25 protein-coding genes are annotated in these 25,234 nt (G+C 40.5%); 16 read left to right on the top strand and 9 right to left on the bottom strand.

Annotated elements, in window-relative coordinates:
* Positions 1-76 precede the first annotated feature (76 nt).
* Positions 77-1,270, bottom strand: a complete 1,194-nt coding sequence (gene coaBC, locus CSC79_RS05470; protein WP_099294816.1) for a bifunctional phosphopantothenoylcysteine decarboxylase/phosphopantothenate--cysteine ligase CoaBC — start codon at positions 1,268-1,270, stop codon at positions 77-79.
* A gap of 160 nt (positions 1,271-1,430) precedes the next feature.
* Here coaBC and radC point away from each other — a divergent pair, with 160 nt between their 5' ends.
* From radC to rpmG, 3 genes are all read left to right on the top strand, one after another.
* Complete coding sequence (radC, locus tag CSC79_RS05465) at positions 1,431-2,105, top strand: DNA repair protein RadC (RefSeq protein WP_099294849.1); 675 nt, start codon at positions 1,431-1,433, stop codon at positions 2,103-2,105.
* 273 nt (positions 2,106-2,378) lie between these two features.
* Entirely contained in the window at positions 2,379-2,615 is a 237-nt protein-coding gene (rpmB, locus tag CSC79_RS05460) for a 50S ribosomal protein L28 (protein ID WP_006793236.1), read from the top strand.
* A gap of 11 nt (positions 2,616-2,626) precedes the next feature.
* On the top strand, positions 2,627-2,782 hold the full coding sequence (rpmG, locus tag CSC79_RS05455; RefSeq protein ID WP_004587947.1) for a 50S ribosomal protein L33: 156 nt from the start codon (positions 2,627-2,629) through the stop codon (positions 2,780-2,782).
* A gap of 179 nt (positions 2,783-2,961) precedes the next feature.
* Here the strand turns inward: rpmG and CSC79_RS05450 are convergent, their stop codons facing one another.
* Positions 2,962-3,888, bottom strand: a complete 927-nt coding sequence (locus CSC79_RS05450; protein WP_099294815.1) for a manganese-dependent inorganic pyrophosphatase — start codon at positions 3,886-3,888, stop codon at positions 2,962-2,964.
* 199 nt (positions 3,889-4,087) lie between these two features.
* On the opposite strand from CSC79_RS05450, the gene CSC79_RS05445 reads away from it, so the two are divergent.
* On the top strand, positions 4,088-4,603 hold the full coding sequence (locus CSC79_RS05445) for a hypothetical protein (RefSeq protein WP_099294814.1): 516 nt from the start codon (positions 4,088-4,090) through the stop codon (positions 4,601-4,603).
* A gap of 1 nt (position 4,604) precedes the next feature.
* Positions 4,605-5,414: a bifunctional DNA-formamidopyrimidine glycosylase/DNA-(apurinic or apyrimidinic site) lyase gene (gene mutM, locus CSC79_RS05440; protein ID WP_099294813.1), complete on the top strand. Its 810-nt coding sequence runs from the start codon at positions 4,605-4,607 to the stop codon at positions 5,412-5,414.
* A 43-nt stretch (positions 5,415-5,457) separates the two neighbouring features.
* Here mutM and CSC79_RS05435 read toward each other — a convergent pair whose 3' ends face one another.
* Genes CSC79_RS05435 through CSC79_RS05425 form a run of 3 tightly spaced genes read right to left on the bottom strand, consistent with a single transcriptional unit; the run spans position 5,458 to position 7,938 of the window.
* A complete protein-coding gene (locus CSC79_RS05435) occupies positions 5,458-5,958 on the bottom strand; it encodes a DUF3299 domain-containing protein (RefSeq protein ID WP_099294812.1) in 501 nt (166 codons plus the stop codon).
* A gap of 10 nt (positions 5,959-5,968) precedes the next feature.
* Positions 5,969-7,252 (bottom strand): ABC transporter permease, encoded by a 1,284-nt coding sequence (locus CSC79_RS05430; protein WP_099294811.1) that lies wholly within the window; start codon positions 7,250-7,252, stop codon positions 5,969-5,971.
* Positions 7,249-7,938: an ABC transporter ATP-binding protein gene (locus CSC79_RS05425; RefSeq protein WP_099294810.1), complete on the bottom strand. Its 690-nt coding sequence runs from the start codon at positions 7,936-7,938 to the stop codon at positions 7,249-7,251. Before CSC79_RS05425 ends, CSC79_RS05430 begins: the two co-directional genes overlap by 4 nt.
* A 183-nt stretch (positions 7,939-8,121) precedes the next feature.
* Between CSC79_RS05425 and CSC79_RS05420 the strand changes: the two genes are divergently transcribed.
* The 6 genes from CSC79_RS05420 to CSC79_RS05395 all read left to right on the top strand — a co-directional run bounded on the left by CSC79_RS05420 (position 8,122) and on the right by CSC79_RS05395 (position 14,751).
* Positions 8,122-9,228, top strand: a complete 1,107-nt coding sequence (locus tag CSC79_RS05420; protein ID WP_099294809.1) for a phosphoribosylaminoimidazolesuccinocarboxamide synthase — start codon at positions 8,122-8,124, stop codon at positions 9,226-9,228.
* Positions 9,229-9,387: 159 nt separating this feature from the next.
* The gene (locus CSC79_RS05415) at positions 9,388-10,047 is read left to right on the top strand and encodes a methylamine utilization protein (RefSeq protein WP_099294808.1); all 660 of its coding nucleotides are present in this window, start codon (positions 9,388-9,390) and stop codon (positions 10,045-10,047) included.
* Entirely contained in the window at positions 10,040-12,355 is a 2,316-nt protein-coding gene (locus CSC79_RS05410) for an EAL domain-containing protein (protein ID WP_099294807.1), read from the top strand. Before CSC79_RS05415 ends, CSC79_RS05410 begins: the two co-directional genes overlap by 8 nt.
* On the top strand, positions 12,342-13,175 hold the full coding sequence (locus CSC79_RS05405) for a DUF3034 family protein (RefSeq protein ID WP_099294806.1): 834 nt from the start codon (positions 12,342-12,344) through the stop codon (positions 13,173-13,175). Before CSC79_RS05410 ends, CSC79_RS05405 begins: the two co-directional genes overlap by 14 nt.
* Complete coding sequence (locus CSC79_RS05400) at positions 13,175-13,591, top strand: group 1 truncated hemoglobin (RefSeq protein ID WP_099294805.1); 417 nt, start codon at positions 13,175-13,177, stop codon at positions 13,589-13,591. The genes CSC79_RS05405 and CSC79_RS05400 overlap by 1 nt, the downstream gene beginning before the upstream one ends.
* Positions 13,592-13,683: 92 nt before the next feature.
* On the top strand, positions 13,684-14,751 hold the full coding sequence (locus CSC79_RS05395) for a CDP-glycerol glycerophosphotransferase family protein (RefSeq protein WP_099294804.1): 1,068 nt from the start codon (positions 13,684-13,686) through the stop codon (positions 14,749-14,751).
* 83 nt (positions 14,752-14,834) lie between these two features.
* Here CSC79_RS05395 and CSC79_RS05390 read toward each other — a convergent pair whose 3' ends face one another.
* Positions 14,835-15,851, bottom strand: coding sequence for a UDP-N-acetylglucosamine 2-epimerase (locus tag CSC79_RS05390; protein WP_099294803.1), 1,017 nt, complete (start codon positions 15,849-15,851; stop codon positions 14,835-14,837).
* 217 nt (positions 15,852-16,068) lie between these two features.
* Between CSC79_RS05390 and CSC79_RS05385 the strand changes: the two genes are divergently transcribed.
* A complete protein-coding gene (locus CSC79_RS05385) occupies positions 16,069-17,304 on the top strand; it encodes a capsular biosynthesis protein (protein WP_099294802.1) in 1,236 nt (411 codons plus the stop codon).
* Complete coding sequence (locus CSC79_RS05380) at positions 17,237-18,082, top strand: sulfurtransferase (RefSeq protein WP_099294801.1); 846 nt, start codon at positions 17,237-17,239, stop codon at positions 18,080-18,082. The genes CSC79_RS05385 and CSC79_RS05380 overlap by 68 nt, the downstream gene beginning before the upstream one ends.
* Positions 18,083-18,183: 101 nt before the next feature.
* On the opposite strand, the gene CSC79_RS05375 is transcribed toward CSC79_RS05380, so the two are convergent.
* A complete protein-coding gene (locus CSC79_RS05375) occupies positions 18,184-18,537 on the bottom strand; it encodes a DUF5522 domain-containing protein (protein ID WP_099294800.1) in 354 nt (117 codons plus the stop codon).
* 52 nt (positions 18,538-18,589) lie between these two features.
* Here CSC79_RS05375 and CSC79_RS05370 point away from each other — a divergent pair, with 52 nt between their 5' ends.
* Positions 18,590-18,916 carry a hypothetical protein gene (locus CSC79_RS05370; RefSeq protein ID WP_099294799.1) on the top strand — a complete coding sequence of 109 codons (327 nt, stop codon included), beginning with the start codon at positions 18,590-18,592 and terminating at the stop codon, positions 18,914-18,916.
* Positions 18,917-19,005: 89 nt separating this feature from the next.
* On the opposite strand, the gene CSC79_RS05365 is transcribed toward CSC79_RS05370, so the two are convergent.
* A complete protein-coding gene (locus CSC79_RS05365) occupies positions 19,006-19,974 on the bottom strand; it encodes a class 1 fructose-bisphosphatase (RefSeq protein ID WP_099294798.1) in 969 nt (322 codons plus the stop codon).
* Between the two features lie 162 nt (positions 19,975-20,136).
* Here CSC79_RS05365 and CSC79_RS05360 point away from each other — a divergent pair, with 162 nt between their 5' ends.
* Positions 20,137-22,566 carry a zinc-dependent metalloprotease gene (locus CSC79_RS05360; protein WP_099294797.1) on the top strand — a complete coding sequence of 810 codons (2,430 nt, stop codon included), beginning with the start codon at positions 20,137-20,139 and terminating at the stop codon, positions 22,564-22,566.
* A 134-nt stretch (positions 22,567-22,700) separates the two neighbouring features.
* Positions 22,701-23,474 (top strand): YggN family protein, encoded by a 774-nt coding sequence (locus CSC79_RS05355; RefSeq protein ID WP_099294796.1) that lies wholly within the window; start codon positions 22,701-22,703, stop codon positions 23,472-23,474.
* A gap of 58 nt (positions 23,475-23,532) precedes the next feature.
* Here the strand turns inward: CSC79_RS05355 and CSC79_RS05350 are convergent, their stop codons facing one another.
* Entirely contained in the window at positions 23,533-25,161 is a 1,629-nt protein-coding gene (locus CSC79_RS05350) for a methyl-accepting chemotaxis protein (protein ID WP_099294795.1), read from the bottom strand.
* Between the last annotated feature and the right edge of the window lie 73 nt (positions 25,162-25,234).

The raw sequence follows: 25,234 nt of genomic DNA, 5'->3' as shown, positions 1-25,234 counted from the left end.
CCAGAGTTGGCCACTCACTTTTTGAGCGAATGAGTGGGGCTATGTTAATGTTTTATTCAGTTTCTTTCCAGCCTTTTTACAATCGCTGAGCAAGCTCTTTCATAACATTTAGGGCTAACGCATATTTTGTGTCTATAACTAATTCTTTTTGCTGATCATGCCAGTAGAGTGTTAACGCATTATGATCAGAGTTAAATCCCAAGCCAGATTTTGATACATCATTGGCACATATCATATCAAGGTTTTTATTACTGAGTTTGCCCTTCGCATAGCTGGCGACATTTTGAGTTTCAGCAGCAAACCCCACTGTGTAAGGCCTTTTGTGATCGAGATTTGCGACAGCAGCAATAACATCAGGGTTTTTTACTAGTGTGAGAGTAAGCTCGTCGCCTTGTTTCTTCATTTTTTGATCAGCAATATTGGCTGCGCGGTAATCCGCCACAGCGGCACACCCGATAAAAGCATCTGAATTGACTGCATGCGCTAATGAATGTTGCAATAATTGTTCTGCAGTTTCAATGTTAATGACTGACACGTCTCTTGGTGCTGCAATATTAACAGGCCCAGAAATTAGGTTTACCTTAGCGCCTAATTCCACGGCAGCTTGAGCCAGTGCATAGCCCATTTTTCCTGAACTATGATTAGATATAAAACGTACTGGATCAAGTGGCTCTCGAGTAGGGCCCGCGGTAATTGTGATAGTTTTACCAGCGAGTAGCTGGGGTTCAGCTGGCGCAGTGCAAAGAGTAACGAGTTCACTTGGCTCTAGCATTCTCCCAGCGCCAATATCGCCACATGCTTGCTCGCCTTTACCGGGACCCCAAATATCTACACCGCGCTGCGCAAGGGTTGATAAGTTAGCTTGGGTTGCAGGGTGAGCATACATTTGTTGGTTCATAGCGGGTGCAATAGCGACTTTTGCTGGTGTGGCTAATAACAAGGTTGTTAGCAAGTCATCTGCAATACCTGCGGCCATTTTAGCAATGATATTGCTGGTGGCAGGGGCGACCAAAATTAAATCGGCCCATTTGGCAAATTCAATATGACCCATTGCGGCTTCTGCTGAAGGGTCAAGTAATGAGTCTGAGACGATTTCTCCACTGACGGCTTGCATAGTTAAAGGTGTTATAAAATGTTTTGCCGACTCGGTCATAACCACTTTTATTTCGCAGCCTTGCTCTTTTAAGCGTCTCACTAACTCTGCGCATTTATAAGCGGCGATGCCACCAGTGATCCCAAGTACAATTTTTTTGTTCTTTAACATTGTTATTACTCTGTCAGCTAAATGTTCTTACTTTTATGCGCTAACGATATCAAATCTTTGGCGTAGGGACGAAGTTTTTAATTTGAATTTTATTTGTCATTTCGCAGGCGAAATTTAATTTATAGATTACAGTTATATGAACTTACTCCATTTTAGGGACGAAATGATGCAGTTAACTTCTTTACCGTTTGAGCAGCGCCCCCGTGAAAAGCTACTAACCAAAGGCGCCAAGTCGTTGAGTGATGCGGAGTTGCTCGCTATTTTTTTACGTACAGGCTTACCAGGTATGAATGTTGTAGAGCTTGCGCAACATTTAATGACTCAAAATGAAACTTTGCACAATTTATTTAATGCCTCCATAGATGATTTTTGTGCACAAAAAGGATTGGGTAAAGCTAAATTTGTGCAGTTACAAGCAGTGCTTGAGCTCAGCCGGCGTTATATGATGGAGCAATGTCAGCGCAAGGCTATTTTTAATTCACCACAAGCGGTATACGATTACCTAACATTGGAGCTCAGAGGTTTGCAGCAAGAGGTGTTCATGGTGCTATACCTTGATAGCCAGAATAGGTTAATAAAAGAAGAAACGCTTTTTTATGGAACGATCAATGCTGCATCTGTTTACCCAAGAGAAGTGGTCAAAGCAGCGCTGAAAAATAATGCCGGGGCACTTATTTTAGCGCATAACCACCCATCAGGAATTGCAGAACCGAGCCAAGCTGACAAACTTATTACTAATAAATTGCAACAAGCTCTGCAATTAGTCGATATAAATATCTTAGATCACATCATTGTTGGTGCAGATAATTGTATTTCGTTCGCTGAGCGGGGCCTTATTTAGCTTTGTTTGGTAGATAAGTGTGTTAAAAATAAGCTGTTTACGCTTTTTTGCTAAATTAGTTTAATTTAAATGCAGTTTTTACTTTCCCTAAGGGCTTTCGATCTTTATAATTAGCCGCTATCAAATTTACATATGAGCTGATTGGATAGATCAGTGTTTGATCTTTGCCTGTAAAAGCTGTATAAAGAGCGCCCTTCGATTTATTCTCTAGGGCAGAAATACATGGCCTTAGGTTAAATTAAGCTCGAGCGAAGTTATTGGAGATATATAGACATGTCTAAAGTATGTCAAGTTACAGGTAAGCGTCCTGCGGTTGGTAATCACCGTTCACACGCGAGAAACGCGACTAGACGTCGTTTCCTACCTAACCTACAAACACACCGTTTTTGGGTTGAAAGTGAAAAACGTTTTGTAACATTACGCACTACTACTAAAGGTATGCGTATTATCGATAAAAAAGGCATCGACGCGGTTCTTACAGAAATCCGTGCTCGCGGCGAAAAAGTTTAAGGAACTGAATCATGCGCGATAAAATCCGTTTAGTTTCAACTGCTGGTACTGGTTTTTTCTACACTACCGACAAAAACAAGCGTAACATGCCTGAAAAAATGGAAATCAAAAAGTTCGATCCTAAGGCTCGTAAACACGTGATTTTCAAAGAAGCTAAAATCAAGTAATTTTAGTTCTCTTCAGAATATCAAAAACCCAGCTTATGCTGGGTTTTTTGTTTTTATTTAGCCGTTAGGTTCAAGTTTCAGTTATAAAAAAACCTTGCAAGCAAAGCTCACAAGGTTAAAAATTTACAGCTTACAGCTTACAGCTTACAGCTTACAGCTTACAGCTTACAGCTTACAGCTTACAGCTTTGCGAACGCATCTTGCAGTGGTGGTACAACTTGCTTTTTACGGCTCAGTACGCCATCTAACCATACTTTACCGTCTTTAGGTGTTTCACCGTAAGCGGTTTCAACAAGCGTTGCATCATCTGATGCAATTAGCATTTGTGAGCCTTCTTTCATGATGTCAGTTAGCAGTAAAAATACTGAGTGACGGCCGCCTTCTTCTTTAAGAAGAGCAATGTCAGCTTCAAGGTCTGCTTTAATTTCATCAAATACAGCAAGGTCAATAACTTCTAATTGGCCAATGCCTACTAACTTACCGTTCATGTTGAAGTCTTTAAAGTCACGCATTACTAAATCACGTGCAGGTGTGTCTTCAACCGCAGATTTAACGCGGAACATGTCCATGCCTAGTTCTTTAAAATCTTCAACACCTGCAATTTCAGCTAGTGCTTCAACGCACTTGATATCAGCTGTAGTGCACGTTGGTGATTTAAAGATAACGGTGTCGCTTAAAATGGCACACATCATGATGCCAGCAATGTCTTTTGGTATTTCAACATTGTAAAAGTCATACATCATTTTAATGATCGTGTTTGAACAGCCTACAGGGCGGATCCAACATTCAAGTGGAGTCGATGATGTTAAATCACCTAGTTTGTGGTGATCAACTACGCCGACAACGCGTGCTTCATCTATGTCATCAGGTGCTTGTGTTTTTTCTGTATGGTCAACAATGTAAACATCTTCACCGGCATAGCTTAATTTAAGTTCAGGTGCCTCAAAGCCAAAGCGGTCAAGAATAAATTGTGTTTCTGGTGAAACATCACCAAGACGAGTTGGTATAGCTGGCTCATCGATTTGGTTTTTTAAATAAGCAAGTGCAATTGCACCACAAATTGAATCTGAATCTGGGATTTTGTGACCCACTACATACATTGACATTGACGGAGCTCCTTAAAATTTGCAGATATTCTAACAAAGTAATTGTACTTTGGCACATCTCACGTCGCTGAATTTTTGTAATAATTAATAACCAAAGCGTGGGAGGTTTTGAAGGTGAATACTGATTTATTTACAGGTGCCATTTTAGTTGTTTTTTAGTTACACTTTAGTGAATTGAATCTTCAGTAAAGAGTCCCAAATGCAGCTTAGTCGCAAAGCATGGAACAATGTTTTAATTTTCTCTATGTTATTGATGATCTTCTTTTTTAATGGCCTTCATAAAAAGCTAAATAGTGTGTCTGAGCAGCCAAGTATACAAACGGTGCTGCCAACCCAAAGCTTTATTCTTGCGCTTAGTTTTCCAGAACAAAAAATTGAGCGAATAGGCACCGCGTGGCGAAGTATGCCCCTTATTGAAGGTTCAACCAGTAGCGAGTGGCCTGCAAACCAAGAAAACATTGTTAAACTTATAAATGATTGGCAAAGCGCCGAACTCAGTGTGAGAGATGCATCACCAGCAAAGCTAGCCCAACCAATAACAGTTGCAACGCTGTGGTTAGCGGGTGAGCAATTACCTTGGCTGTATCAATTATACAGCGCACCACAAGGATATTATTTGTTAGATAAAAGTACACAACGGGTATTTTTAGTTGATGTAAATAAAGCCCAGCAGTTATTCGTGAATTTTGAGTTTTTACCGAGTGAGTCTAAATAGTATGCCTGAATTACCAGAGGTCGAAGTAAGCCGTATGGGGATAACCCCACATATTTTGCAACAAACAGTGGTTAAGGTGAATATTCACAACCCAAATATGCGTTGGCCGGTACCTGACGAAGTTTACCAAATAACTCACCTCCCCGTTGTTGCTGTTGAGCGCAGGGCGAAGTATTTACTGCTTACCTGTGAGCTTGGTAGCGTGATTTTACATCTGGGTATGTCTGGTAATTTACGGGTTGTAGATAAAACTGAGCCACTTAAAAAGCATGACCATATTGAGTTTATTTTTGAAAATGACAAAGCGCTTAGGTTAAACGACCCGAGACGGTTTGGTTGCTGCTTATGGCAAGCCCCAGATGAATGCCATACATTATTGAGTAAACTGGGGCCTGAGCCATTAACCGATGAATTTACAGCCAAACGTGTGTATGAACAATCACGCAATAAAAAAACGGCGATTAAGCAATTTATAATGGATAACGCAGTTGTCGTCGGGGTTGGTAATATCTACGCGAATGAATCGCTTTTTAAAGCGGGCATTCATCCAAAACGCGAAGCTGGCAAAGTCTCTTTAGCTCGTTATCAAAAATTAGTGCCCATTATAAAAGAAACTTTAGCAGCTGCGATTGTACAAGGCGGCACGACATTAAAAGATTTTGCGCAAAGTGATGGTAAGCCTGGTTATTTTGCTCAGCAATTATTGGTGTATGGCAGAAAAGGAGAGCCTTGTTTTATCTGTAAAAAAGAATTAATAGAGATACGTTTAGGGCAGCGTAGTACGGTTTATTGCAGTCAATGCCAGCGATAGGTATTAAACCTTGTAAGCAACACTTACAAGGTTTAAATTAGGCTTACAGCTCAAATGGTGCAACTCCAATCGCTTTTATTTTGTAGCCAACCTGTGCGATATCTCCACTCCATGTTTCTGTAGTGATAACACCTGTTACAACGATTGCATCATACAAGCTTTCGATAGGCACACCGCCTTTAATTGTTACATGTACAATTTGGTTTGGTGGCGGTGGCGGTACGTGAATACAGGCTCCAAAATATGGAACTAATAAGAATTCAGTGATCACTTCGCTATCACCTTCAAGTGGTACCACAAACCCCGGTAAACTTACTGATTTACCATCAAGTTCTTTAACGACTGGCGCATCTAGGTCAGGCTGAACCCAGTTTTGTTCACTGCCTTCATGATTTGCTTGATCTTGGGTGTCTATCTGTACATGGCCTTTAGGAATTAAATCTTCCCAAAAAATTTCTTTTGGTGCATTCGCATAGCTGAAAAAGCTCATCGCTAAACTAATAATAACGACGCCTAATAAGCTAAGTTTTTGAATATACTGCATGGTGTTCCTCTTAAATTCTAATACTCATGCCATCGGCAAGTGAGTAAAAATATGCACGCGTTGCGGGAATAAGCCCCACGATAAAGCCTGCCGCCATGATAGCGCCGATCAGCGCTAGTTCATAGTGTGACAACCAAGAGACGGTGATTGAAATACCTGCGTTGCTTTGTAAAAAGCCAGCGGCTCCATTCATTAATCCGTAAAACAGTCCACAGCCAAGTAAGCAGCCCAGTAAAGTGATTAATAATGATTCTATACTGATCAGTGAGAATAAGTGCCAAGGCCGCGCTCCCACAGAGCGCAAGATTGCCAATTCTCGACGGCGCTGGTTCAAACTTGCCAGCAGGGTGGTTAACATTCCTAATAGGCTAACCAATACAACCACACCAGAAAAGAGCAATAAGATTTTTTCGATAATTGATAGCATTTCCCAAAGCTCTCGCAAAGTGACGCCAGGCATGATTGCAAGCAAGGCTTCATCTTTATATTGATTAATATTACGACGGATTTGCAAGGTGTACAGTGGCGAGTCAAACCCCATTAAAAACGCAGTAATTTGCGTTGGCTCGCCAATGAGGTTTTCAGCATTATGGTCATGCTCATGCTCATATTCATATTCATACTCATGTTCATGCTCATGGTCAGTGGGAGAGTGGCTGCCGCCATGCATTAGCTCTATCGCAGCCAGCGGAATGTGAAAGGTTTTATCAACCGGTGTCCCTGTTGCGTTTAAAATACCAACTACGATAAATGGGTTATCATCGTGGTGGTGAAAACTGGTATTGCCCATGCCGTGGGAGATAATAATTTTCTCACCGACTTTATAACCCAGTGTTGAAGCAATTTCACTACCAATAACAACATTATTTAAATGATTAAATGGGCTACCTTGAAGGAACGATAATGTTTGCTTTTTCCCATACTTATAATGTGTGAAGTAATCAGGGCTGGTTCCAAGTACTGCATGCCCCTTATGGCTATCGCCAAGTGATAATGGAATAGTCCATTTAACACCACGTTGCTGTTTTATATACTCATAGCTTTGCCAGCTAACACCGTTGTTGGTGTGACCAATACGAAAAACCGATGAAAGCAGCAGTTGTATATCGCCTGTGCGGGCGCCGACAATAAGATCGGTACCTGATATCGTATTACTAAAACTGCTTTTGGCGTCAACGCGGACACGCTCAATACTCAATAACAACATGACGCTTATGGCAATAGTAAACAAGGTTAAAAATGCACTGCCACGGCGATTGAGTAGGCTTTTATAAGCAAGTTTTATTAAAATCATTGTGCTTGCTCCATAATATCAACAAGACTAATTGAGCGGTTAAAAAGTGCTTGCAAAGATTCATCATGACTTACAAATACCAACGTACTACCCACTAAGTTAGCTTGTGCAAATAACAGCTCGATAAACGCTGTTCGATTCGCTGCATCTAAGGCTGATGTAGGTTCGTCGGCAATAATAAGTTCAGGGCTACCAATAAAAGCGCGTGCGGCAGCAACGCGTTGTTGTTGACCAATACTTAAATTTGCTACGTTTTGCTGGTGGTGTTCCGTTGTGAGACCAAGCGCAGTTAATAACCTTGCGGCTTCTTGCTCTAAACAGTCACTTTGTTGTAGCGCCTTTTTCTGGCGTGGCTTCGAAAACTGGCAACCTAGCATCACATTTTCAATGGGTGACAAATAAGGAAGTAAATTAAAATTCTGAAAAATATACCCTATATGATCAGAGCGTAATGCATCCCGCTTGCGGTTGCTCAACTGAGCCAAGTTTGTATCAAGCACGTTAAGTGTGCCTGAATTTGGTTTATTTATACCAGCAAGTAATGACAGTAGGGTTGATTTTCCAGAGCCACTCGGGCCGTGTAAAAATACATGCTCGCCACGCTCAATGACTAAAGAGGGTATAGTCAATGTAGGGATAGTTTGTTGCGAGTGCCATTTAAAACTAAGTTTTTGGATAGTGATCATATGCAGCGAGTTGTGATTTATTTGCTGTTATACTATAACGCAGTTATAAAAATGAAAACAAAACACGTTAAACAACAAAGTCCTTTAATTGTGATTTAACGCCGTCTCGATTATTATTAGCACCTCATAACCCCAATACCATACTTATGCTCATTATGAGCATGCCATACATCCGGAGATAGCATGACTAGCTATAAAGTTTTAGACGTAAACGATGATTTACCTATTCGTACAAAAGGCCCTGTTCACAGTGGTAAAGTACGCTCAGTTTACTGGTTAACAGACGAAGACAGTGCACGCTTGATCAGTGAAAAAGGGTATAAAGTTCCTAAGGGAACTGAGCTTGCCATTATGGTGATTTCTGATCGTATCTCTGCGTTTGATTGCATTTGGCAAGGCGAAAATGGGCTCAGTGGTGTGCCGGGCAAAGGTATTGCTTTAAATACTGTGGCTTCTCATTGGTTTAAACTGTTTGATCAAGCAGGTTTGGCTGGTAATCATATTGTTGATATACCTCATCCTTATGTATGGATTGTTCGTAAAGCGAGCACAGTTAAAGTTGAAGCGATTGCACGTCAGTATATTACAGGTAGCATGTGGCGTGATTACAGCAAAGGTGTGCGCAATTTTTGTGGCTTAGAGTTACCTGAAGGCTTAACTGCTAATCAAAAACTAGACGAAGTACTAATAACACCTTCTACAAAAGGAATTATTACAGGTGTTGATGACATTCCTGAAGTTGATGATGTGAATATTACCCGAGACAACATCACTAATAATCTGGCTGTATTTAACTTCAAGTCTGAGGCCGATGTTGCGCAATACGAAAAGTTACTCGTAGAAGGGTTTGGCTTGATCAGCGCCGAGCTTGCCAAATTGGATCAGATTTTTGTTGATACAAAGTTTGAATTTGGGTACGTGGAAGATATTGATGGCACAGATAAACTTATTTACATTGATGAAGTAGGTACCCCTGATTCATCACGAATTTGGGATGGTCCAGCCTATCGCAACGGCAAAATCATTGAAAACTCTAAAGAAGGGTTCCGTCAGTTATTGATTAACAATGTGCCTGAAAGTGATGTGCTGTTAAATAAGGATCGTATGGCAGAGCGCGAACAGTTAGCGCAAGACTATGTATTACCAGAGTCAGTTATGTTGTCCGTATCTGATACTTATGTAGGTATCGCAAGTAAAATTGCAGGTCATGAAGTTACTATTCCACGCGACCCTCGCGGTGAAGTAATTGCAATCTTAGACGAGCAATACGGTCTTATTTCTAAGTCTTAATTATCATTATTTAATAAAACGACTTTTAAAAGCCCAATGATTAACTATTATTTAGTGTAATTGGGCTTTTATTCTTGCAATTGAAGTCATAGTTCAATTAACTTAATCACATCCTGATAAAAAATAATTAATGTGGTTATAAACACAAAGGATAATAAAATGGTCGTGCAAGGAATTATCATTAATTGCTTAGCAATGCTTAGTATGTTGTTTTTTTCTTATGCTACCTTTGCCGCAAATATTACAGTAAATGTTAAAGATCAACATGGTCAGCCATTACCTGATGCAGTTATTGAGCTTAATGCTCAATCCTCTGATATTAACGCTGAAAAGCTACCTAAACTCATAATGGATCAAGTTGACAAGCGGTTTGCTCCAACGTTACTTATCGCGCGCAAAGGCCAGCAAGTTAACTTTCCTAATAGCGACAATATCCGTCATCATGTGTACTCTTTTTCTAAAGCAAAACCCTTTCAATTAAAGTTATATTCAGGGCAACCAGATAAGCCTATTGAATTTGATACTGACGGGGTTGTGGTGCTTGGATGCAACATCCATGACTCGATGGTAGGGTATATTTACGTTGCTAGTAGCGAACACGTTTATCAAAGCGATAGCAATGGGAATGTTGTACTGGATGATGTTACTTTGCCTGCTCAACTTACGTTTTGGCACTCTACACAAACGATACCTCTAGAAGAAAAAACGCCTTTAGCACTAACTAAAGACGCGGTCGGTAGTGTGACTGTCGTTATTGCTACGCAATCACCAAAACCGCGAAATACATTTGGTAATAAGTTTAAGGCTAATAATGACTAATAGCTTAAAAAATCGAGTTATCATAGTTTGTGTCGGCCTTGTTTTATTGACGACGGTAGTAAGTTTATTTAGTTTTTGGTGGTCCACAAGCCAGTTCAATGAGAAAAAAGTCACGCAAGATATTAATGTGGCTGAGAATGTTTATAAGCAATATTTAACAGCAAAAGAAAGCTTGCTATTAACGGCCGCAAAGGTACTAACGTCTGACTTTGGATTTAAGCAAGCCGTCGCTACGCGAGATGCAGATACTATCGGTAGTGTGCTGTACAATCATAGTCAGCGAATTGATGCTGAGCTTATGCTGCTGCTTGATTTATCAGGTAAATTAATTTCATCTAATAAACCTAACCAAGAGTTTAGCAATGATTTAGAGCAAATGATGAATGAGCTGTTAACGAATGCAGAGCAATCTAATTTTGTCGTGCTTGATAACGATTTATACCAAGTGATTTTGCTGCCAGTTCGAGCACCTCGAACAATTGCGTATAGTTTGGTTGGCTTTAAGATAACCGATGAAGTAGCGACTGAGTTAAAAAACCTCACCAATATGGATGTGAGCTTTATTGCTGAGCAAGATGGGCTAGTACGCAGTTCGTTATTATCAAGGCCATCACCATTTTCGCCAAATGATTACTTTTATCAAGCAACCACCTCTCGCATATTTGGAGAGCAAGTAATTTACCGCAATCGTGATTTACACCTTGCATCATTGGAAGGCCATTCGGTTAATGTTTTACTCAGTGCTGATCTAACACAAAGCTATACTGAATTTGAGCGCTTGTTTTTTACCATTATTTTACTGGCTGCTTTAACAATTATGATTGGCGTTGTTGCCAGTAGCTTACTCGCCAAAAATCTGACTATGCCCTTATCTCAACTAGCGAGTTTAGCTCGGCAATTCGCGCAAGGTAATTACAGCGTTGATTCAATGAGTAATAAGCAAAGCACCGAAATTAAAACATTGATAGATGCGTTTAAAAACATGGGTAATGATATCAATGAGCGTGAGCAACAAATCAGCTTTGCTGCAAAGCATGATACGTTAACAGGTTTTTATAATCGCTCAGCCATGCTTGAGGTATTAAATGAATCTCTTGCTAAGAATCAAGATTACACGTTAGTCGCTATCGATATCAAAGGGCTTCGTCATATCAACGATAAGTTAGGGCCTAGAGTCGGTGATGATTGCTTAAAAGCTGTAGCGTGCCGTATCGCTGAATTTTCAGATGAGTTAGGGGGCTTTCACGCTCGAATCGGTGGGGATGAATTTTTAACTGTTTTTCCAACGACTTCTAGCCAAAATTTGAAAAAGGGGATTTCAGGATTAATGGCGTTACTAGAAACGCCTTACATGTTACAAAAACTAAAAATCAATTTACGCTTTAGTGCCGGTGTTGTTAGCTATCCAGATCAAGGAACCGCCCCAGATGACTTGATGCGACGCGTACTGATTGCCGTTGATAGCGCGACTAATGAGCATGAAAATATTCACCATTATAGAGAAGGTGAAGATGAGGAGCATCTAGAGAGTTTACTCATTATTGATGAATTAAAACAAGCAATTGCAGATGATGATGGGCAGCTTTTTATGACCTATCAGCCGAAACTTAATTTTGCGACTCAAAAAGTAGATAAAGTGGAGTCTTTGATCCGTTGGCAAAGAAAAAACGGTAGTTGGGTGTCTCCTGAGCTGTTTATCGATCTCGCTGAACAGTCAGGCTTAATTGTAGAGTTAACTGAGTGGGTTATTGATACTGTTGTAAAGCAGGTTGGACAATGGCAGCACGCAGGCATATTTATGCAAGCTGCAATTAATGTTTCCGCACAAGATATTGCTTATCCAGGCTTTCATGCGAACTTATTAAAAGTATTAAAAAGTTATTCTGTGGCTCCTGCATTAATAACAATTGAGTTAACAGAAAGGGATATGATTGAGAATGAAGAGAAAGGTATTCAAGCGCTGAACAAGCTTAAAGCGATAGGGGTTAAAATATCGCTTGATGATTATGGGGTTGGTCAAACCTCGCTTGGGCGTTTAAAAATGCTTCCTATTGATGAGCTTAAATTAGATAAATGTTTTATATTAAAACTGGATGAGTCAGAAAAAGACCAATTCATAGTAAAATCAACTATTACATTGGGCCATCAACTGGGTTTTTCAGTGGTCGCTGAAGGTGTAGAAACACAAAAGTCTTTAGAGATACTGCAAGATCTTAAGTGTGACCATATCCAAGGGTACTATTTAAGTAGACCTTTAAAAGCGGATTTATTTGAACAATGGCTGGAGCAATATAATGAATTGGCATAACACTTTTTTCGCATTGCTTATTGTATTTTATTCATTAGATTCTTTTGCAGGTCAAGGCAAGTTATTGGGTACGCCCGGTGTCTCGCAAGTAGAGGGGAGCGCTGGTGGTGGGCTTGTTCCTTGGGCACAGCTTGCGGGTTATGCTAGCGATGAAGAATTTGCTGTAAATGGTTTTTGCAGCCGAGCTGATGTCAGCGATTACTCTCTAGATGTCTGTGGCGCACAAGTAAATGTATTGGATCGTGTTGAATTAAGTTATGCGCAGCAACGTTTTGAAGTGCCAGCACTAAACACCACCATAGAGCAATCGATTACTGCAGCAAAGGTACGATTGTATGGTGATATAGTTTACAGTTCATGGCCGCAGTTAAGCCTAGGGGCACAGCACAAGTCGCTTGACGATGGAACTGTTGCCACGCTTGTGGGCGCGCAAGAAACGAGCGGAACAGATATTTACTTAGCTGCTAGCAAATTACATTTAGGTGCTTTAGCAGGGTATAACGTATTTTGGAACTTAACTACTCGCTACAGCGATGCTAATCAGCTAGGTTTACTTGGCTTTGGTGGTGAGAATGCGAGTAAAGAGTTGCTGTTTGAAGGTAGCACCGCTATTTTTCTTAGCCGCGAAATTGCTTTGGGCGTGGAGTATCGTCAAAAAAGTAACAATCTAGGGTTAGGTGAACAAAATTGGCAGGATATATTTGTAGCTTGGATGCCAAATAAATATGTAAGTATAACAGCTGCTTGGCTTGACCTAGGCAGTATTGCTGGGGCTAAAGATCAAACCGGATGGTATCTATCAGTAACAGGGTATTGGTAATGAAAATAACAGTATGTGTTTTATTTGTCGTATTGCTAACTGCGTGTAAATCAGCTCCCAATACAACACTTTATCAACAACTTAATGGCCATGAGGGCATTGAGCGTTTAACCGATAGTTTTATTAACCAAATTGGTAATGATGACAAAGTCTTAGCCTACTTTAGGGATGCAAACGTTGCTCATTTTCGTAATGGCTTTATCAACCATTTATGTGCTTTAACTGATGGCCCCTGTGAGTACACAGGTGATAGTATGGTTGCTATTCACACTGGTATGAATATTACGGAGGCTGATTTTAATCGTGTAGTTGATTTATTGATAAGTGCCATGGAGGAGCAAAATATTAGCCATACTATACAGAATAAAATATTAGCCAAAATGGCACCATTACGACCAGAGATTATTCGTATTTAATCAAAAATAGCTCCTATATTTCATAGTTATGGCTGAAAAAGTGCATTAATTTATGTACAATGGTCTTTGTTATCGTTAATTAAATGTAAAATATGTTTGCTTATTTTGATGTTCAGCACATTTATTATATCCCCCAATATTTACCTGTTATAAAAAAACTAACTGGAAAAGGCCACCAGTGCGTGTTGGTTTTTTATAAGTCTCAAGACACTGAGCTTATCGCTATTTGTGAGCAATTTATAACAGATAACCAGATCGAAGCAGTGTGGTTAGCCAATACAGGAGAAGCGTTTGATTTTTATCAAACGTGTCATGCTGATTGGGTTATATTTGGTAATGCATTCGCACAAAGCGAAGCATTGAACAAGAAAACGGCCATGATGCAGCATGGTATTGGGCCAAAGCAATGCTATTACGATGTATCTAATACAGGTATGACCGTGCGTTTTGTTGAGGGAGAGCACAGAAAAAAACGCCTTGAAGCGCTCTATCCAAAGGGTAACTTTGTTGACTCAGGGTATGCTAAATTAGACCCGCTATTTGATCACTCTGTTGAAAAAATTCAATTGACGTCATTAGGTCTTGATCCTAAAAAGCCGACTTTATTGTATGCACCGACATTTTATCCTAGCTCAATAGAGTGTATGAGTGACGCATTTGCAGAAGACTTTTCTGCATACAACATTATTATAAAGCCTCATTTTTTCTCCCTAACAAAGCTTCGTTATAAAAAGCAACGTATTAAATTAGCACGCTGGCAGCAAAGTAATAATGTATTTGTTGCTGATACAAATCAATTTGACTTAACTCCATTTTTAGCTATTTCGGACATTATGCTTTCTGATGCCTCATCGGCAATTTTTGAATTTGCAGCCTTAAAAAAGCCTGTTATTTGGTGTGATTTTTACAAATTGAGATGGAGCTACCGTGGGATTTTTTCGTTTCGTTTGAAAGAGCGATTAGATGATGACATTCATTATTTTAATCAAATTTGTCACCCTGCGAGACATTATAATCAGCTAGCGGAAAAAATCGAACAAGCGGTTCTGGAGAGTGATACATTTAAACAAAACAAAGCCGCTTTAATAAAGCAGCTTGCGGGCAGGACAGATGGCTTATCAACCAAGCGTATTGTGGATTATCTAGAAAAGCATATTTAGTGCGCCCTTAACCAATGTTTAACGTGGCACGGCGATGTCTTCTCTAATGATTACTCGCCTTGGGAGAAAATTATCCATTGATTTTAAGATAACTTCATATAGTTAAGTGCTTTACGAATTTTATAACGACGTAATAGGTTTAGTGGTTTAGGTAACAGCCCTGCGTTGATTACTTCTTCGGTTGCTGCTAAAACGCGTTGTGCGCTTTTACCGTCAGTGTATGGATGAACTTGTGCAATATAATCGGCAATGTTTTTTTGTTGCTGTTCGCTCAAGTTTAGCGCTTGGAGTATCGCACCGTTTAATTGTTCAGGTTCAGTGATGTTAATCAAAGCGTTTTGTGGCTGACTATTGTTAAAGGTCACCACGGGTTTGCCAATGAGTAAAGATTCATCTACAGCGCTAGACGTGTCAGAAATAACAATATCAGCCTGTTGAATTAGCGGGATTAAATTATCGCTTTGGCTTATTTCAAAATGTTCTAGACTCTCTAATTGCTGGTAAAGCATTTGCCATTCAGGTTTTGTTTTTGGATGAAATTTTAACTTAACAAAGTACTCCCCCGTATTTGCAAGTAACTTTATTTGCTCAAACAAGGCTTCCAAAGATGTTAGGTTGGGTGAAAACGTCGGTGCGTATAAAACCACAGGTTCTAAATTGTTTGGTTTGTCATAGTTAAAGAATGGATCTAACTTAGGCCAGCCGGTTTCAGTAACTTTAAAGTGATGATGTTTCTGAGCCAACAAATTAAATGGTTCTGTTGTCAAAGGGCCATGAGTACAGTACAAATCAAAAAAGCCACGAATACCAAAGTGCCCTTTCTTTTTATACTCTAAGCCATGAAACACTTGTACTTTGGCTCCAGGGAAAAAGTCAGGAACCACATTACCAGGTACAAATACGGCACGAGGATTAAACTGCTTCACTTCTTCAACACTATGCAGTTGTTGTTCTGTAGGTAATAACCTTTCAGTAATCCCACTTCGCTTTGTTATAAACCAGCAGACTTTGTCGCCATTTTCTATGATTGCATCTTGGATTGGACGCAATATTGCAAAGCTGTAGGGTTGTTCAACGTAAAATAAATAATGTTTAGGCATGAAGCATCACTTTAAGGCTTAAAATGGAAAATGGGTAAGTGGTGAAGAGGAAACACTCCGTATATCACAGTCAAATCTATAATACCGTTTTATGACAGTAAAATAAATTAATCAAAGTAGCCAACAATAGAATAAAACTGCCATAAATTGGTCATGGTTAAGTCATATAGGCGACTTAATATTTATACCAACCTATAAATATTGGTATAAGCCCATTATGCACTTTCTATTTGTATCCCGTCGTAATGTACACGCCCGTTATTATAAAAAACTAATTTCTCAGCTTAACGTTAGTGCCAGCATACATATCTTTGGTAAGCCAATGCTTGGCGCTTTAAAATACATACCTCAAGCACTTAATACTTCTTTTGACGATATTATTGCTACTCAGATAAAACGTAAGCAAGCCAAAAACAGTATGTGGAACAGTCATATATTTACTGTGCTTTATGCATTTTTCCTGAATATCATTGAGTGCTGCCGCTATGCCAAATACTTAGCTTTATTTGAACAACAAAAAGCGACTCATTTAGTTATTTGGAATGGCAATAAATTGCCGAATGTAACGGTTGTAAAGGCAGCTAAAAGGCTAGGCATAAATGTGTTTTATTATGAGAATGGGTTGCTGCCTAATACGAGTTGCTTAGACCCTAAAGGTGTAAATTTTGCATCGTCAGTAAAGCGTGAACGCGAGTTTTATGAAAATTTTGAGCTTCCTGAGCATTTCAATGTACATATCCCAAAGCTAACGCCTAGAGCAAATCATAAAAAGCGCAAAAAGTTTGTGCAGAGCAAACTGCCAGCACGCTTTATTTTTGTGCCATTTCAAGTGCCCCATGATACACAGATTGCGAGCTATTCGCCCTGGGTACATTCTATGGAAGCACTTTATGATAAGGTGATGGAGGCTGTGGAGGAATTGAATGACCCGCAATTAAAAGTTGTTTTTAAGGAGCATCCATCGTGGCATAAACATTATCCTCATCTATACAAAAAGCATCCCCAAGCACTATTTGCAAATGGTAATGTCACCGCTGATTTAATCGAAAATGCACAAGCAGTTGTAACAGTAAATTCAACCGTTGGTATTGAGGCGCTGTTAATTGGGCAGCGTGTTATCACCCTTGGGCAGGCATGTTATAACATTGATGGTTTGGTGTTACATGCACCAAATGAAATCGCGCTGCGTAGTCAGCTTTTGCAAGTAATGCATGGTTGGCAAGTCGATTCACATTTAAAAGATACGTTTTTTAGCTATTTAAAGCATGTTTACTCTGTTCAAGGAAGGTGGCAAGATTGCTCTAAAGATCATGTTGAAGCTGTTGAGAAACGTTTGCTCGGCCTTGATGCGTTTTCTCAGCAAGTAAATGAAGTAAAGGAACACAATGAACAACATTGTCACATGCCAGTGGTTGAACGAACACATAAACGATTCAAAACTCGTTATCTTTGATGCGGGTATGGTGCGCCCAGGGCAACCAGGGCGATACCAACCAGATACTAAACTCCCAAATGCCCAGCGGTTTGATTTTAAAAAGCAGCTCGCTGATTTATCCAGTGGCTTGTCGCACACTATGTGTAGTCCTCAGCAGTTCACTGAGCAAATGCAATCGATGGGGGTAGATAACGACTCGCTAGTTGTCATATATGAAGACCAAGGGTTGTTTAGCTCTGCTCGCGGGTGGTGGATGTTTAAAGCAATGGGGTTTGATAACGTTAAAGTGCTCAGTGGTGGTTTAGCTAAATGGCAGTCTCTGGGCTATCTCACTCAAGTCGAATATAGCCACAACCAGCATAGAGGGAACTTTACTGCTAAACCAAGGGCAGACTACTTCATAGATGCCGCTGCGGTGTTTAATGGCATTGATGATGATAGTGTCCTACTGCTTGATGCGCGAGGTTATAAACGCTATACAGGTGAGATGGCTGAGCCTAGACCCGGTATGCGCAGTGGTCATATCCCAAACAGCCTTTCATTGCCCTTTATTGAGTTACTTGATAAAGGCGAAGCTAAATCAATTGAGCAAATTAAAGCGGCCTTCGCTACGGTTGTTGATCAACAAACTCAGCTGCAGTTTAGTTGTGGTTCTGGGGTAACCGCATGCATATTAGCCTTGTTTGCTGAGGAATGTGGTTATCAAGGTTTACACGTTTATGACGGTTCGTGGAGTGAGTGGGGCGCACGAGATGAACTTCCCATCGAAACCGGCCCTTGCCCTAAGCGCGCATAGTTATAATGAATTAATTGCAAACAAACAGTGCCGACACTCATTGACTGCTTATAGATTAAGTGGTTTTCGCACATTTTTTGTTTTTTAACATGTCGCTATGCTTAACGCTTGTAAGGGCAGTTTTTGCAGTTGTTCTTACAGCAGGTTCCACGCTTTAAGAAAAACCAACGACTGAATACCATGTAGCCGTTTTGCATTTCATAATCGAGATTTTCTATCAGGTTTGCGTTGCTATGGAAACGTTTAGCAAAAGTCAGTTGTTCTTTTAAAGGTTGCGTGTACAAGGTAGCTAAAAACTGATTGATTTTAGCTAACGTACACTCTTTGCATAAACAGCTGGTGGTTGAGTCATTAAGCGGTAAAATAGCTGGGAGTTCATTGCACCAACAGGCGTTGATGTTATCAACATTACATGTAAGCGTTGTTTGACATTGTGAACAGGCTAAAGTTGTCATTTAATATTCATTCAGTTTTTAAAATCATTATTAGAATAACAGATAAACACACATGAACAGAGCACAAGCGTTAGCAGAATTTGCCACCCTAGGTAAAAATAAGGACCAAGCCATTGGTATTATTGTTTCAACGAACGAAGTTGAACCTATTTTATGCTACACTTTAACGCTCGAAAACGTCATTGATGTACTTAAACGCTGCCTTGCTGGCGAAATCGACTTAGATGACCTTGAGTTGTGGGCGAATGTAATTGAAGCACGAACTGACATCGACTACAGCGCAGTGGAAGGTGTGATATATGCACTGAGTAACAGCGAGCAAATGGGCGAGCTAGATAATGATAAAGTGGCGAAGTTGGTTGAGTTATTAAAATGCTAGCCGTTAGCTTTTAGAACACATAGCGATAAAGTAAAGCCGCGTTTGATTTAACAAGCGCGGCTTTTATTTTCAGCTAAAACTGCCTGCTTTTACTTGTGGTAGTTTAAGCAGGTTTCTACTTCGTTTTTAGAACCTAAAATAACAGCTACGCGTTGGTGGATAGCGTCAGGTTGAATATCCATAATACGTTCAGTACCTGTAGATGCAATACCGCCAGCTTGTTCTATTAACATCGCCATTGGATTTGCTTCATAAAGTAAGCGTAGTTTGTTTGGTTTGTTAGGATCTTTGGTGTCAGTAGGGTAGGTAAAAATTCCACCTCGGCATAAAACTCGATGCACGTCACCGACCATAGCAGCAATCCAGCGCATGTTGAAATTACGCGCTCGTGGGCCTGTTTCACCGGCCATCAAATCATTGATGTAGTTTTGCATCGCTGGTTGCCAGTGACGTTGATTTGATGCATTGATAGCGTATTCGCTGGTCTCTTCAGGTACTTTAGCAAAGTCTTCAGTTAATAAAAACGTACCATGTGTTTTATCAAGCGTGAAAAAGCGGGTACCTTTACCCGTTGTTAATGCAAGCACAGTTGATGGGCCATAAAGTACATATCCCGCTGCCACTTGGTTTTTACCCGGTTGCATAAAAATGCTTTCATCTGCAGCATCCGAACCTTCAGGTGCTCGCATAATTGAGAAAATAGTGCCGACTAATGAGTTGATGTCAGTATTTGATGAACCATCTAATGGATCAAATGCCACGATATAGCTTGCATCTGGGTTGCCTGCTACGGTGTAGTCTTCTTCTTCTGACGCAATCGCTTTAACGTAGCCTGATTCCAGCAAAATATCTTTTAATAACTGGTTGGTTAACACATCAAGTTTCTTTTGTGTTTCACCTTGAATGTTCTCATCCAGTGTTGAACCAAGTACGCCCGATAATGCACCTTGACCTACACGGAACGAAATCTCTTTGCACGCAGCTAAAATCGTTCTTATTAACGAGATTAAATCTCTTGGGCAACCGTCTTCAAGTAATACTGGGGGTAGTCTACGCATTCTATTTTCCTGATAACGTTAAAGGCCATGATAATCATAGGGTGAGAGGGATCATCAAAGCTAGCGCTGAATTTCGTCTTAAATAACTGTATTTTAAAGCTGATATCCTATACTAGAACCACCTTCAAGCTTATTTAAAACGCGAATAACAAAGATAAGATTATGCAAAAAATACCACTGATACGTTACATACTCTTTACTGTGTTGCTGACTATGATAACCCAAGCGCACGCAGCAATTAAGTCTATAAATGATTTTACTGCACAAATGAATCATTTTCCTGGCTATTTTTCATTCTTTTACGATACCGAAAATGGCAAAATCTACTTAAAAGTAGATAAACTTGAACAGCAATTTTTACTGCAGCAAAGTTTACCTTATGGTGTTGGCTCAAATGATATTGGCCTCGACCGTGGTCAGTTAGGCAATACACACCTAGTAAAGTTTGAGCGCTTTGGTGACAAAGTGATGCTCAGAGCAATCAACACGTATTACCGAGCTAATACATCTAATAAGGCTGAGCAAAAAAGTATTCAAGAGGCATTTGCGTCAAGTATTTTAGCGGGTTTTAAAGTCGTGGCGCAAAGCCCACAAGCCGTTTTAATTGATTATACCCCGTACTTACTGAGCGATGTTCATGGTGTTAGCCGCACCTTGGCTTCTCGCAAACAAGGTAGCTTTAGTCTAGATGAGAGCCGCAGTGCAGTGTATATGCCGCGTTCTAAAGCCTTTATGAAAAACACTGAGCTTGAAGCTGTGCTTACCTTTAAAGGGAGCAAGCCGGGTAAGTATATCCGCCAAGTCAGCGCAGACCCTTATGCGTTGACGGTTCATACGCACCATTCATTAATTGAACTACCTGATGATAACTACACACCTCGTAAATTTCATCCTCAATCAGGTTATTGGAGTATTGAACATAAAGATTACGCGGCGCCGTTGAGTGATTCAATGTTAGTGCGTTACATTCCACGTCACCGTCTTGCTAAAAAAGACCCTTCACTACCAATCAGTGAACCGGTAAAACCTATTACGTACTATTTAGACCCAGGTGTCCCGGAGCCTGTTAAAACCGCTTTACTTGAAGGTGGTCAATGGTGGAATGACGCTTTTGCAGCAGCAGGATACAAAAATGCATTTATTATTAAAGTATTACCAGATAACGCAGACCCGATGGATATTCGATACAACGTGATTCAATGGGTTCATCGTGCAACACGAGGTTGGTCGTATGGCAGCTCAGTGATTGACCCTCGTACAGGTGAAATTTTAAAGGGCCACGTTACATTAGGCTCATTACGTGTTCGCCAAGATATTTTAATTGCAGAAGCACTTGCAGCGCCATATATAAATGGAAATGAAGCGACTAAAGCCTTGCAAGCTATGGCGTTGGATCGTATTCGCCAACTCAGTGCTCATGAAATAGGCCATACGCTAGGTATTGCCCATAATTTCTCTGCCTCAGTGGCAGACCGTTCATCGGTTATGGATTACCCTCACCCGTTATTAAGCTTTAACGATAAAGGTAAGCTAGATGTCAGTCGTGGATATGCGCATGGCATGGGTCAATGGGACACACAGGTCATTAAATATGGCTACAGTGATTTTACCGGTTTTGATGAAAGTGCGGAGCTTGCAGCTATTTTGGCGCAAAATAAAGCCAAAGGATTGGAGTTTATCTCTGATAGCGACGCCCGCCCTAAAGGTGGCGCTCACCCTACTGCTCATCTTTGGGATAATGGTGCATCACCGAGTGAAGAGTTAGCCCGTGTTCTAGAAGTACGTAAATACGCATTGGCTAATTTTGGTATCAAGAATATAAAAACAGGCACGGCTTTATCTCAACTTGAAGAAATGCTGGTGCCTTTGTATTTATTTCACCGTTACCAAGTTGAGTCGGTTGTTAAATTGATTGCCGGTGTTGATTATGACTACGAAGTACGCAGTGATGAGGCCGTAAAAGGGGCTCAAGTAGTGAGTAAATCATTACAACAGCAAGCGCTCAATGCCATGTTAAGTACATTAACAGCCGAAAATTTAATGCTACCTGAGCATATATTGGCACTGATACCACCTAAAGCATACGGTGAGTCAAAAAGCCGTGAAAGTATTGTCGGTCGTACAGGCTTAACACTCGATGCGATGGCCCTACCTGAGGTGGCTGCAAATCACAGTTTATCGTTAATGCTAAATAGTCAGCGCTTAAACCGTCTTGCGCAGCAACAAGCTCGTAGTAGTGACTTTTTTACATTTGATGAAATGCTTGCGCAAATATATGAGCACATATTTGAAAGCGCGCAGCAAACAGGCATGGCAGCTAAGATAAATCAGCGCGTGCAGTTGTTAACGGCAAAACAATTTGCAGATCTTGCTGTTAGCCATGATGTGGATCCTGAAGTGCAGGCTCAGTTGCGTTATTACTTAGTCAAGTTAAGTGATGACTATCAGCAGCGTTCGCTACTTGGCAGTGTGAGTATCGGTGAAAGTGCATTTAAGCAGTATTTATCTGAGCAAATAAAGCAATTTTTAGCATCAGGAGAGTGGCCTTCAAACTTTAAAGTTTTACCAATCCCACCTGGTTCACCCATTTAAATGGAAGCGCGGGTTTATCCCGCGCACTTGAAGCATCCAGGCGCGATGTCAAATCGCGCCTACCATTTCACTTGCATAAAAATGGTTTTTTGTTAACCTACTGGCCTTCCATTTTTAGTCTTTTTGAGGTGTTTATGGCGTTTTTATCTCGCTCGATATTGGCGTTATCTGTAGCACTTTCAAGTTCCTTTGCCTTTGCCCAAGCCCAATGTGAGGTTGAACTCAGCCATGGCCTTATAATTACTGATGATGTAATTCGCATTGTGGATAAAGGCCAAACTCGGGTACAAATAAATAATAACAATCAGTTATTTATTCGAGGTTATTGGATAGATTTAAGCACTGAAGAAAGCCAAGTTCTTGCGCAATTTAGTAAAGGAATTAGAGATACTGTTCCAGAGCTTGTTGAACTTGCTACTGATGGTGTGAACTTAGGTTTGAGCGCAATTGAGCAAGTTGTTGAAGGTATGTCAGACAAAGAACCTGAAGTGCTTAAAACCCAGTTACAATACGTTGAACGCGCATTGATGGATAAATTTAAGCGTGGTGACGACTTCTTTTTTATTGCCCCACAGTCGTTGTCTAAAATCGATGATTTCTTTACCGAAGAGATCAGTAAAAAAATCCATTCTGCTGTGCACGGTTCATTAGGGGCTATTTTAGTCTCACTGGGTGATGCATTTAAATCGCGTGAAGGGAATATCGAGGATCGCATTAACGATATGGGCCAGCGAATGGATATTATCTCTAAAGAAATTGATAAATCATTACAAAAGAAAGCACATCAACTAGAGCTTAAAGCCTCAGAATATTGTGAGTGTTTAAATTCGTTAGATATAACAGAATCGCGCTTACAAACGATTGTGCCAGATCTTGCCGATTTTGATTTAGTGCAAATAAAATCGTAATTGCTGGCCTAATAAAAAAGCCCGCAAACGAGTACGGGCTTTTCAGGGAAGTTGATGATTAAGATTTAAATTTACCTGTTTGCGCTTCTAAATCATTCGTTAAACCTTTTATTAAATCAGTCGCCGCGTGAGCTTGATGAGATACATTCGCTGTTTGTGAAGCGGTATCTGATATTGTCACAATCCGTTTGGCTGTATCTTCACCTGCATCAAGTTGTTCTTTCGCCGCGATAGCAATTTGGTGACTCATTTGCGCAATTGCACTGAGCGAAGAGGCCACGCGTTGTAATTCTTCACTGGCGTCTTTCGATTTAGCAACAGTTTGCTCACTGGTCGTAATGCTTAAGTTCACTGATGTTTTAGCATCTTGGGTGGCTGATTGTAGCTTGCCAATCATGGTGTGGATCTCTTCAGTGCTTGATTGAGTGCGCTGGGCGAGTTGTCGCACTTCATCAGCAACAACGGCAAAGCCGCGGCCTTGTTCGCCGGCACGGGCAGCTTCAATAGCTGCGTTCAAGGCAAGTAAATTTGTTTGCTCAGCAATTCCTTGAATTACACTTAGCACGTTAGCAATATTATTTACTTCATCATCAAGAACTTGGATGTTATTACCAGCGCTGTCAATTTGTTGCTCTAATAACGCAATGGTATTCGCAGCCTCAGTGGTTAAGTGGCTGGCACTTTGGCCTTGGTTTTCAGCTTCTTGAACTGAATGCGCGGCTTGTTCTGCATGTTCTACAACAGTTTGAGCAGAAGCGGTCAGCTCTGTAATAGCGGAAGCAACCATGTGGGTTTCTTCGTTCAAGCTTCGCGTTAATTTATCAAGTTCTATCGAGCGGGATTCATTATCAATACTTTGATTTTTAAGGCTGTCAGTCACATCTTTAATACCGCCGACTACGCCCCGCAAACCCTGCTGCATATATTGCATTGCTGCAATAATACTCTCGGCTGGTGCATCGCTTCGGATGTGAGAGTCTAAATTACCTCTTGATACTTGTTTAACTATATCAATAACTTGATTTACTTCACCACCAAGTGCGTTACTTAAAGATATACCAAAGCGAGCAATCGCAATTGTCAGTACAATAGCAATGATTAATGACAGCCCAAGCAGCCAACTTGCTGTATCCCAATAACGTGCGTTAACTTCTTTGGCGCTAATACCAGTGCCAACGTACCAGCCAAAGTAAGGCGTTTTCTGTACTACAGATGTCAAGTCGACTGTTTCACCATCGCGCACTGAATCCCAGTGGTAAGTGATAATCTTATTGGTTTGGTTGCCTACAAGCGACTCTACCATTCGGCCAATACTGTTGCCGTTTGCATCTTTAAAATCATTAAAGCTAGTACCGTGAAGTTGTGGGTCATGCGGCGTGGCAATAAAATTAAGTTTATCATTTACGACATAAACGTATTCAGAATCGTGGTATTTATTTTCACGTAACATTTGTGTTGCAAATTCACGGGCTTGTTGTTCAGAGAGCTGCTGTGTTTTAGCGAGTAGCTCGAATTGTTCAACAATGTTTGTGGTGCTTTTCATGAGTTGGTTGATGCGCGCAATGTTATCGCTCTCACTCGCGTGGCGTAGTGACTGTAAGCCGAGTAACGCAATTGTATTGAGTGCTATAAACATAGCTCCTGCGAAGAGGATAATTTTCGTTCTTAATGCTAGACCCGACAGCATGGTAAGCCCCTTATTAATTTTTATGACATTAATTTTCTACCACGTTTATCGGCCAGTTGTTAGTTATAATTAA

This window comes from Pseudoalteromonas sp. 3D05, assembly GCF_002723455.1.
Lineage (GTDB): Bacteria > Pseudomonadota > Gammaproteobacteria > Enterobacterales > Alteromonadaceae > Pseudoalteromonas.
This window is presented reverse-complemented; position numbering and strand designations above follow the sequence as displayed.

Excerpts from the sequence above, each read along its gene's own strand:
- CSC79_RS05410 (WP_099294807.1), top strand. The coding sequence starts at position 10,040 with ATGACTAATAGCTTAAAAAATCGAGTTATCATAGTTTGTGTCGGCCTT.
- CSC79_RS05415 (WP_099294808.1), top strand. The coding sequence starts at position 9,388 with ATGGTCGTGCAAGGAATTATCATTAATTGCTTAGCAATGCTTAGTATG.
- rpmB (WP_006793236.1), top strand. The coding sequence starts at position 2,379 with ATGTCTAAAGTATGTCAAGTTACAGGTAAGCGTCCTGCGGTTGGTAAT.
- CSC79_RS05430 (WP_099294811.1), bottom strand. The coding sequence starts at position 7,252 with ATGATTTTAATAAAACTTGCTTATAAAAGCCTACTCAATCGCCGTGGC.
- CSC79_RS05405 (WP_099294806.1), top strand. The coding sequence starts at position 12,342 with ATGAATTGGCATAACACTTTTTTCGCATTGCTTATTGTATTTTATTCA.
- rpmG (WP_004587947.1), top strand. The coding sequence starts at position 2,627 with ATGCGCGATAAAATCCGTTTAGTTTCAACTGCTGGTACTGGTTTTTTC.
- CSC79_RS05380 (WP_099294801.1), top strand. The coding sequence starts at position 17,237 with ATGAACAACATTGTCACATGCCAGTGGTTGAACGAACACATAAACGAT.
- CSC79_RS05445 (WP_099294814.1), top strand. The coding sequence starts at position 4,088 with ATGCAGCTTAGTCGCAAAGCATGGAACAATGTTTTAATTTTCTCTATG.
- CSC79_RS05385 (WP_099294802.1), top strand. The coding sequence starts at position 16,069 with ATGCACTTTCTATTTGTATCCCGTCGTAATGTACACGCCCGTTATTAT.
- CSC79_RS05400 (WP_099294805.1), top strand. The coding sequence starts at position 13,175 with ATGAAAATAACAGTATGTGTTTTATTTGTCGTATTGCTAACTGCGTGT.
- radC (WP_099294849.1), top strand. The coding sequence starts at position 1,431 with ATGCAGTTAACTTCTTTACCGTTTGAGCAGCGCCCCCGTGAAAAGCTA.
- CSC79_RS05435 (WP_099294812.1), bottom strand. The coding sequence starts at position 5,958 with ATGCAGTATATTCAAAAACTTAGCTTATTAGGCGTCGTTATTATTAGT.
- CSC79_RS05425 (WP_099294810.1), bottom strand. The coding sequence starts at position 7,938 with ATGATCACTATCCAAAAACTTAGTTTTAAATGGCACTCGCAACAAACT.
- CSC79_RS05370 (WP_099294799.1), top strand. The coding sequence starts at position 18,590 with ATGAACAGAGCACAAGCGTTAGCAGAATTTGCCACCCTAGGTAAAAAT.
- CSC79_RS05365 (WP_099294798.1), bottom strand. The coding sequence starts at position 19,974 with ATGCGTAGACTACCCCCAGTATTACTTGAAGACGGTTGCCCAAGAGAT.
- CSC79_RS05350 (WP_099294795.1), bottom strand. The coding sequence starts at position 25,161 with ATGCTGTCGGGTCTAGCATTAAGAACGAAAATTATCCTCTTCGCAGGA.
- CSC79_RS05420 (WP_099294809.1), top strand. The coding sequence starts at position 8,122 with ATGACTAGCTATAAAGTTTTAGACGTAAACGATGATTTACCTATTCGT.
- CSC79_RS05360 (WP_099294797.1), top strand. The coding sequence starts at position 20,137 with ATGCAAAAAATACCACTGATACGTTACATACTCTTTACTGTGTTGCTG.
- CSC79_RS05395 (WP_099294804.1), top strand. The coding sequence starts at position 13,684 with ATGTTTGCTTATTTTGATGTTCAGCACATTTATTATATCCCCCAATAT.
- CSC79_RS05375 (WP_099294800.1), bottom strand. The coding sequence starts at position 18,537 with ATGACAACTTTAGCCTGTTCACAATGTCAAACAACGCTTACATGTAAT.
- CSC79_RS05355 (WP_099294796.1), top strand. The coding sequence starts at position 22,701 with ATGGCGTTTTTATCTCGCTCGATATTGGCGTTATCTGTAGCACTTTCA.
- CSC79_RS05390 (WP_099294803.1), bottom strand. The coding sequence starts at position 15,851 with ATGCCTAAACATTATTTATTTTACGTTGAACAACCCTACAGCTTTGCA.
- CSC79_RS05450 (WP_099294815.1), bottom strand. The coding sequence starts at position 3,888 with ATGTCAATGTATGTAGTGGGTCACAAAATCCCAGATTCAGATTCAATT.
- mutM (WP_099294813.1), top strand. The coding sequence starts at position 4,605 with ATGCCTGAATTACCAGAGGTCGAAGTAAGCCGTATGGGGATAACCCCA.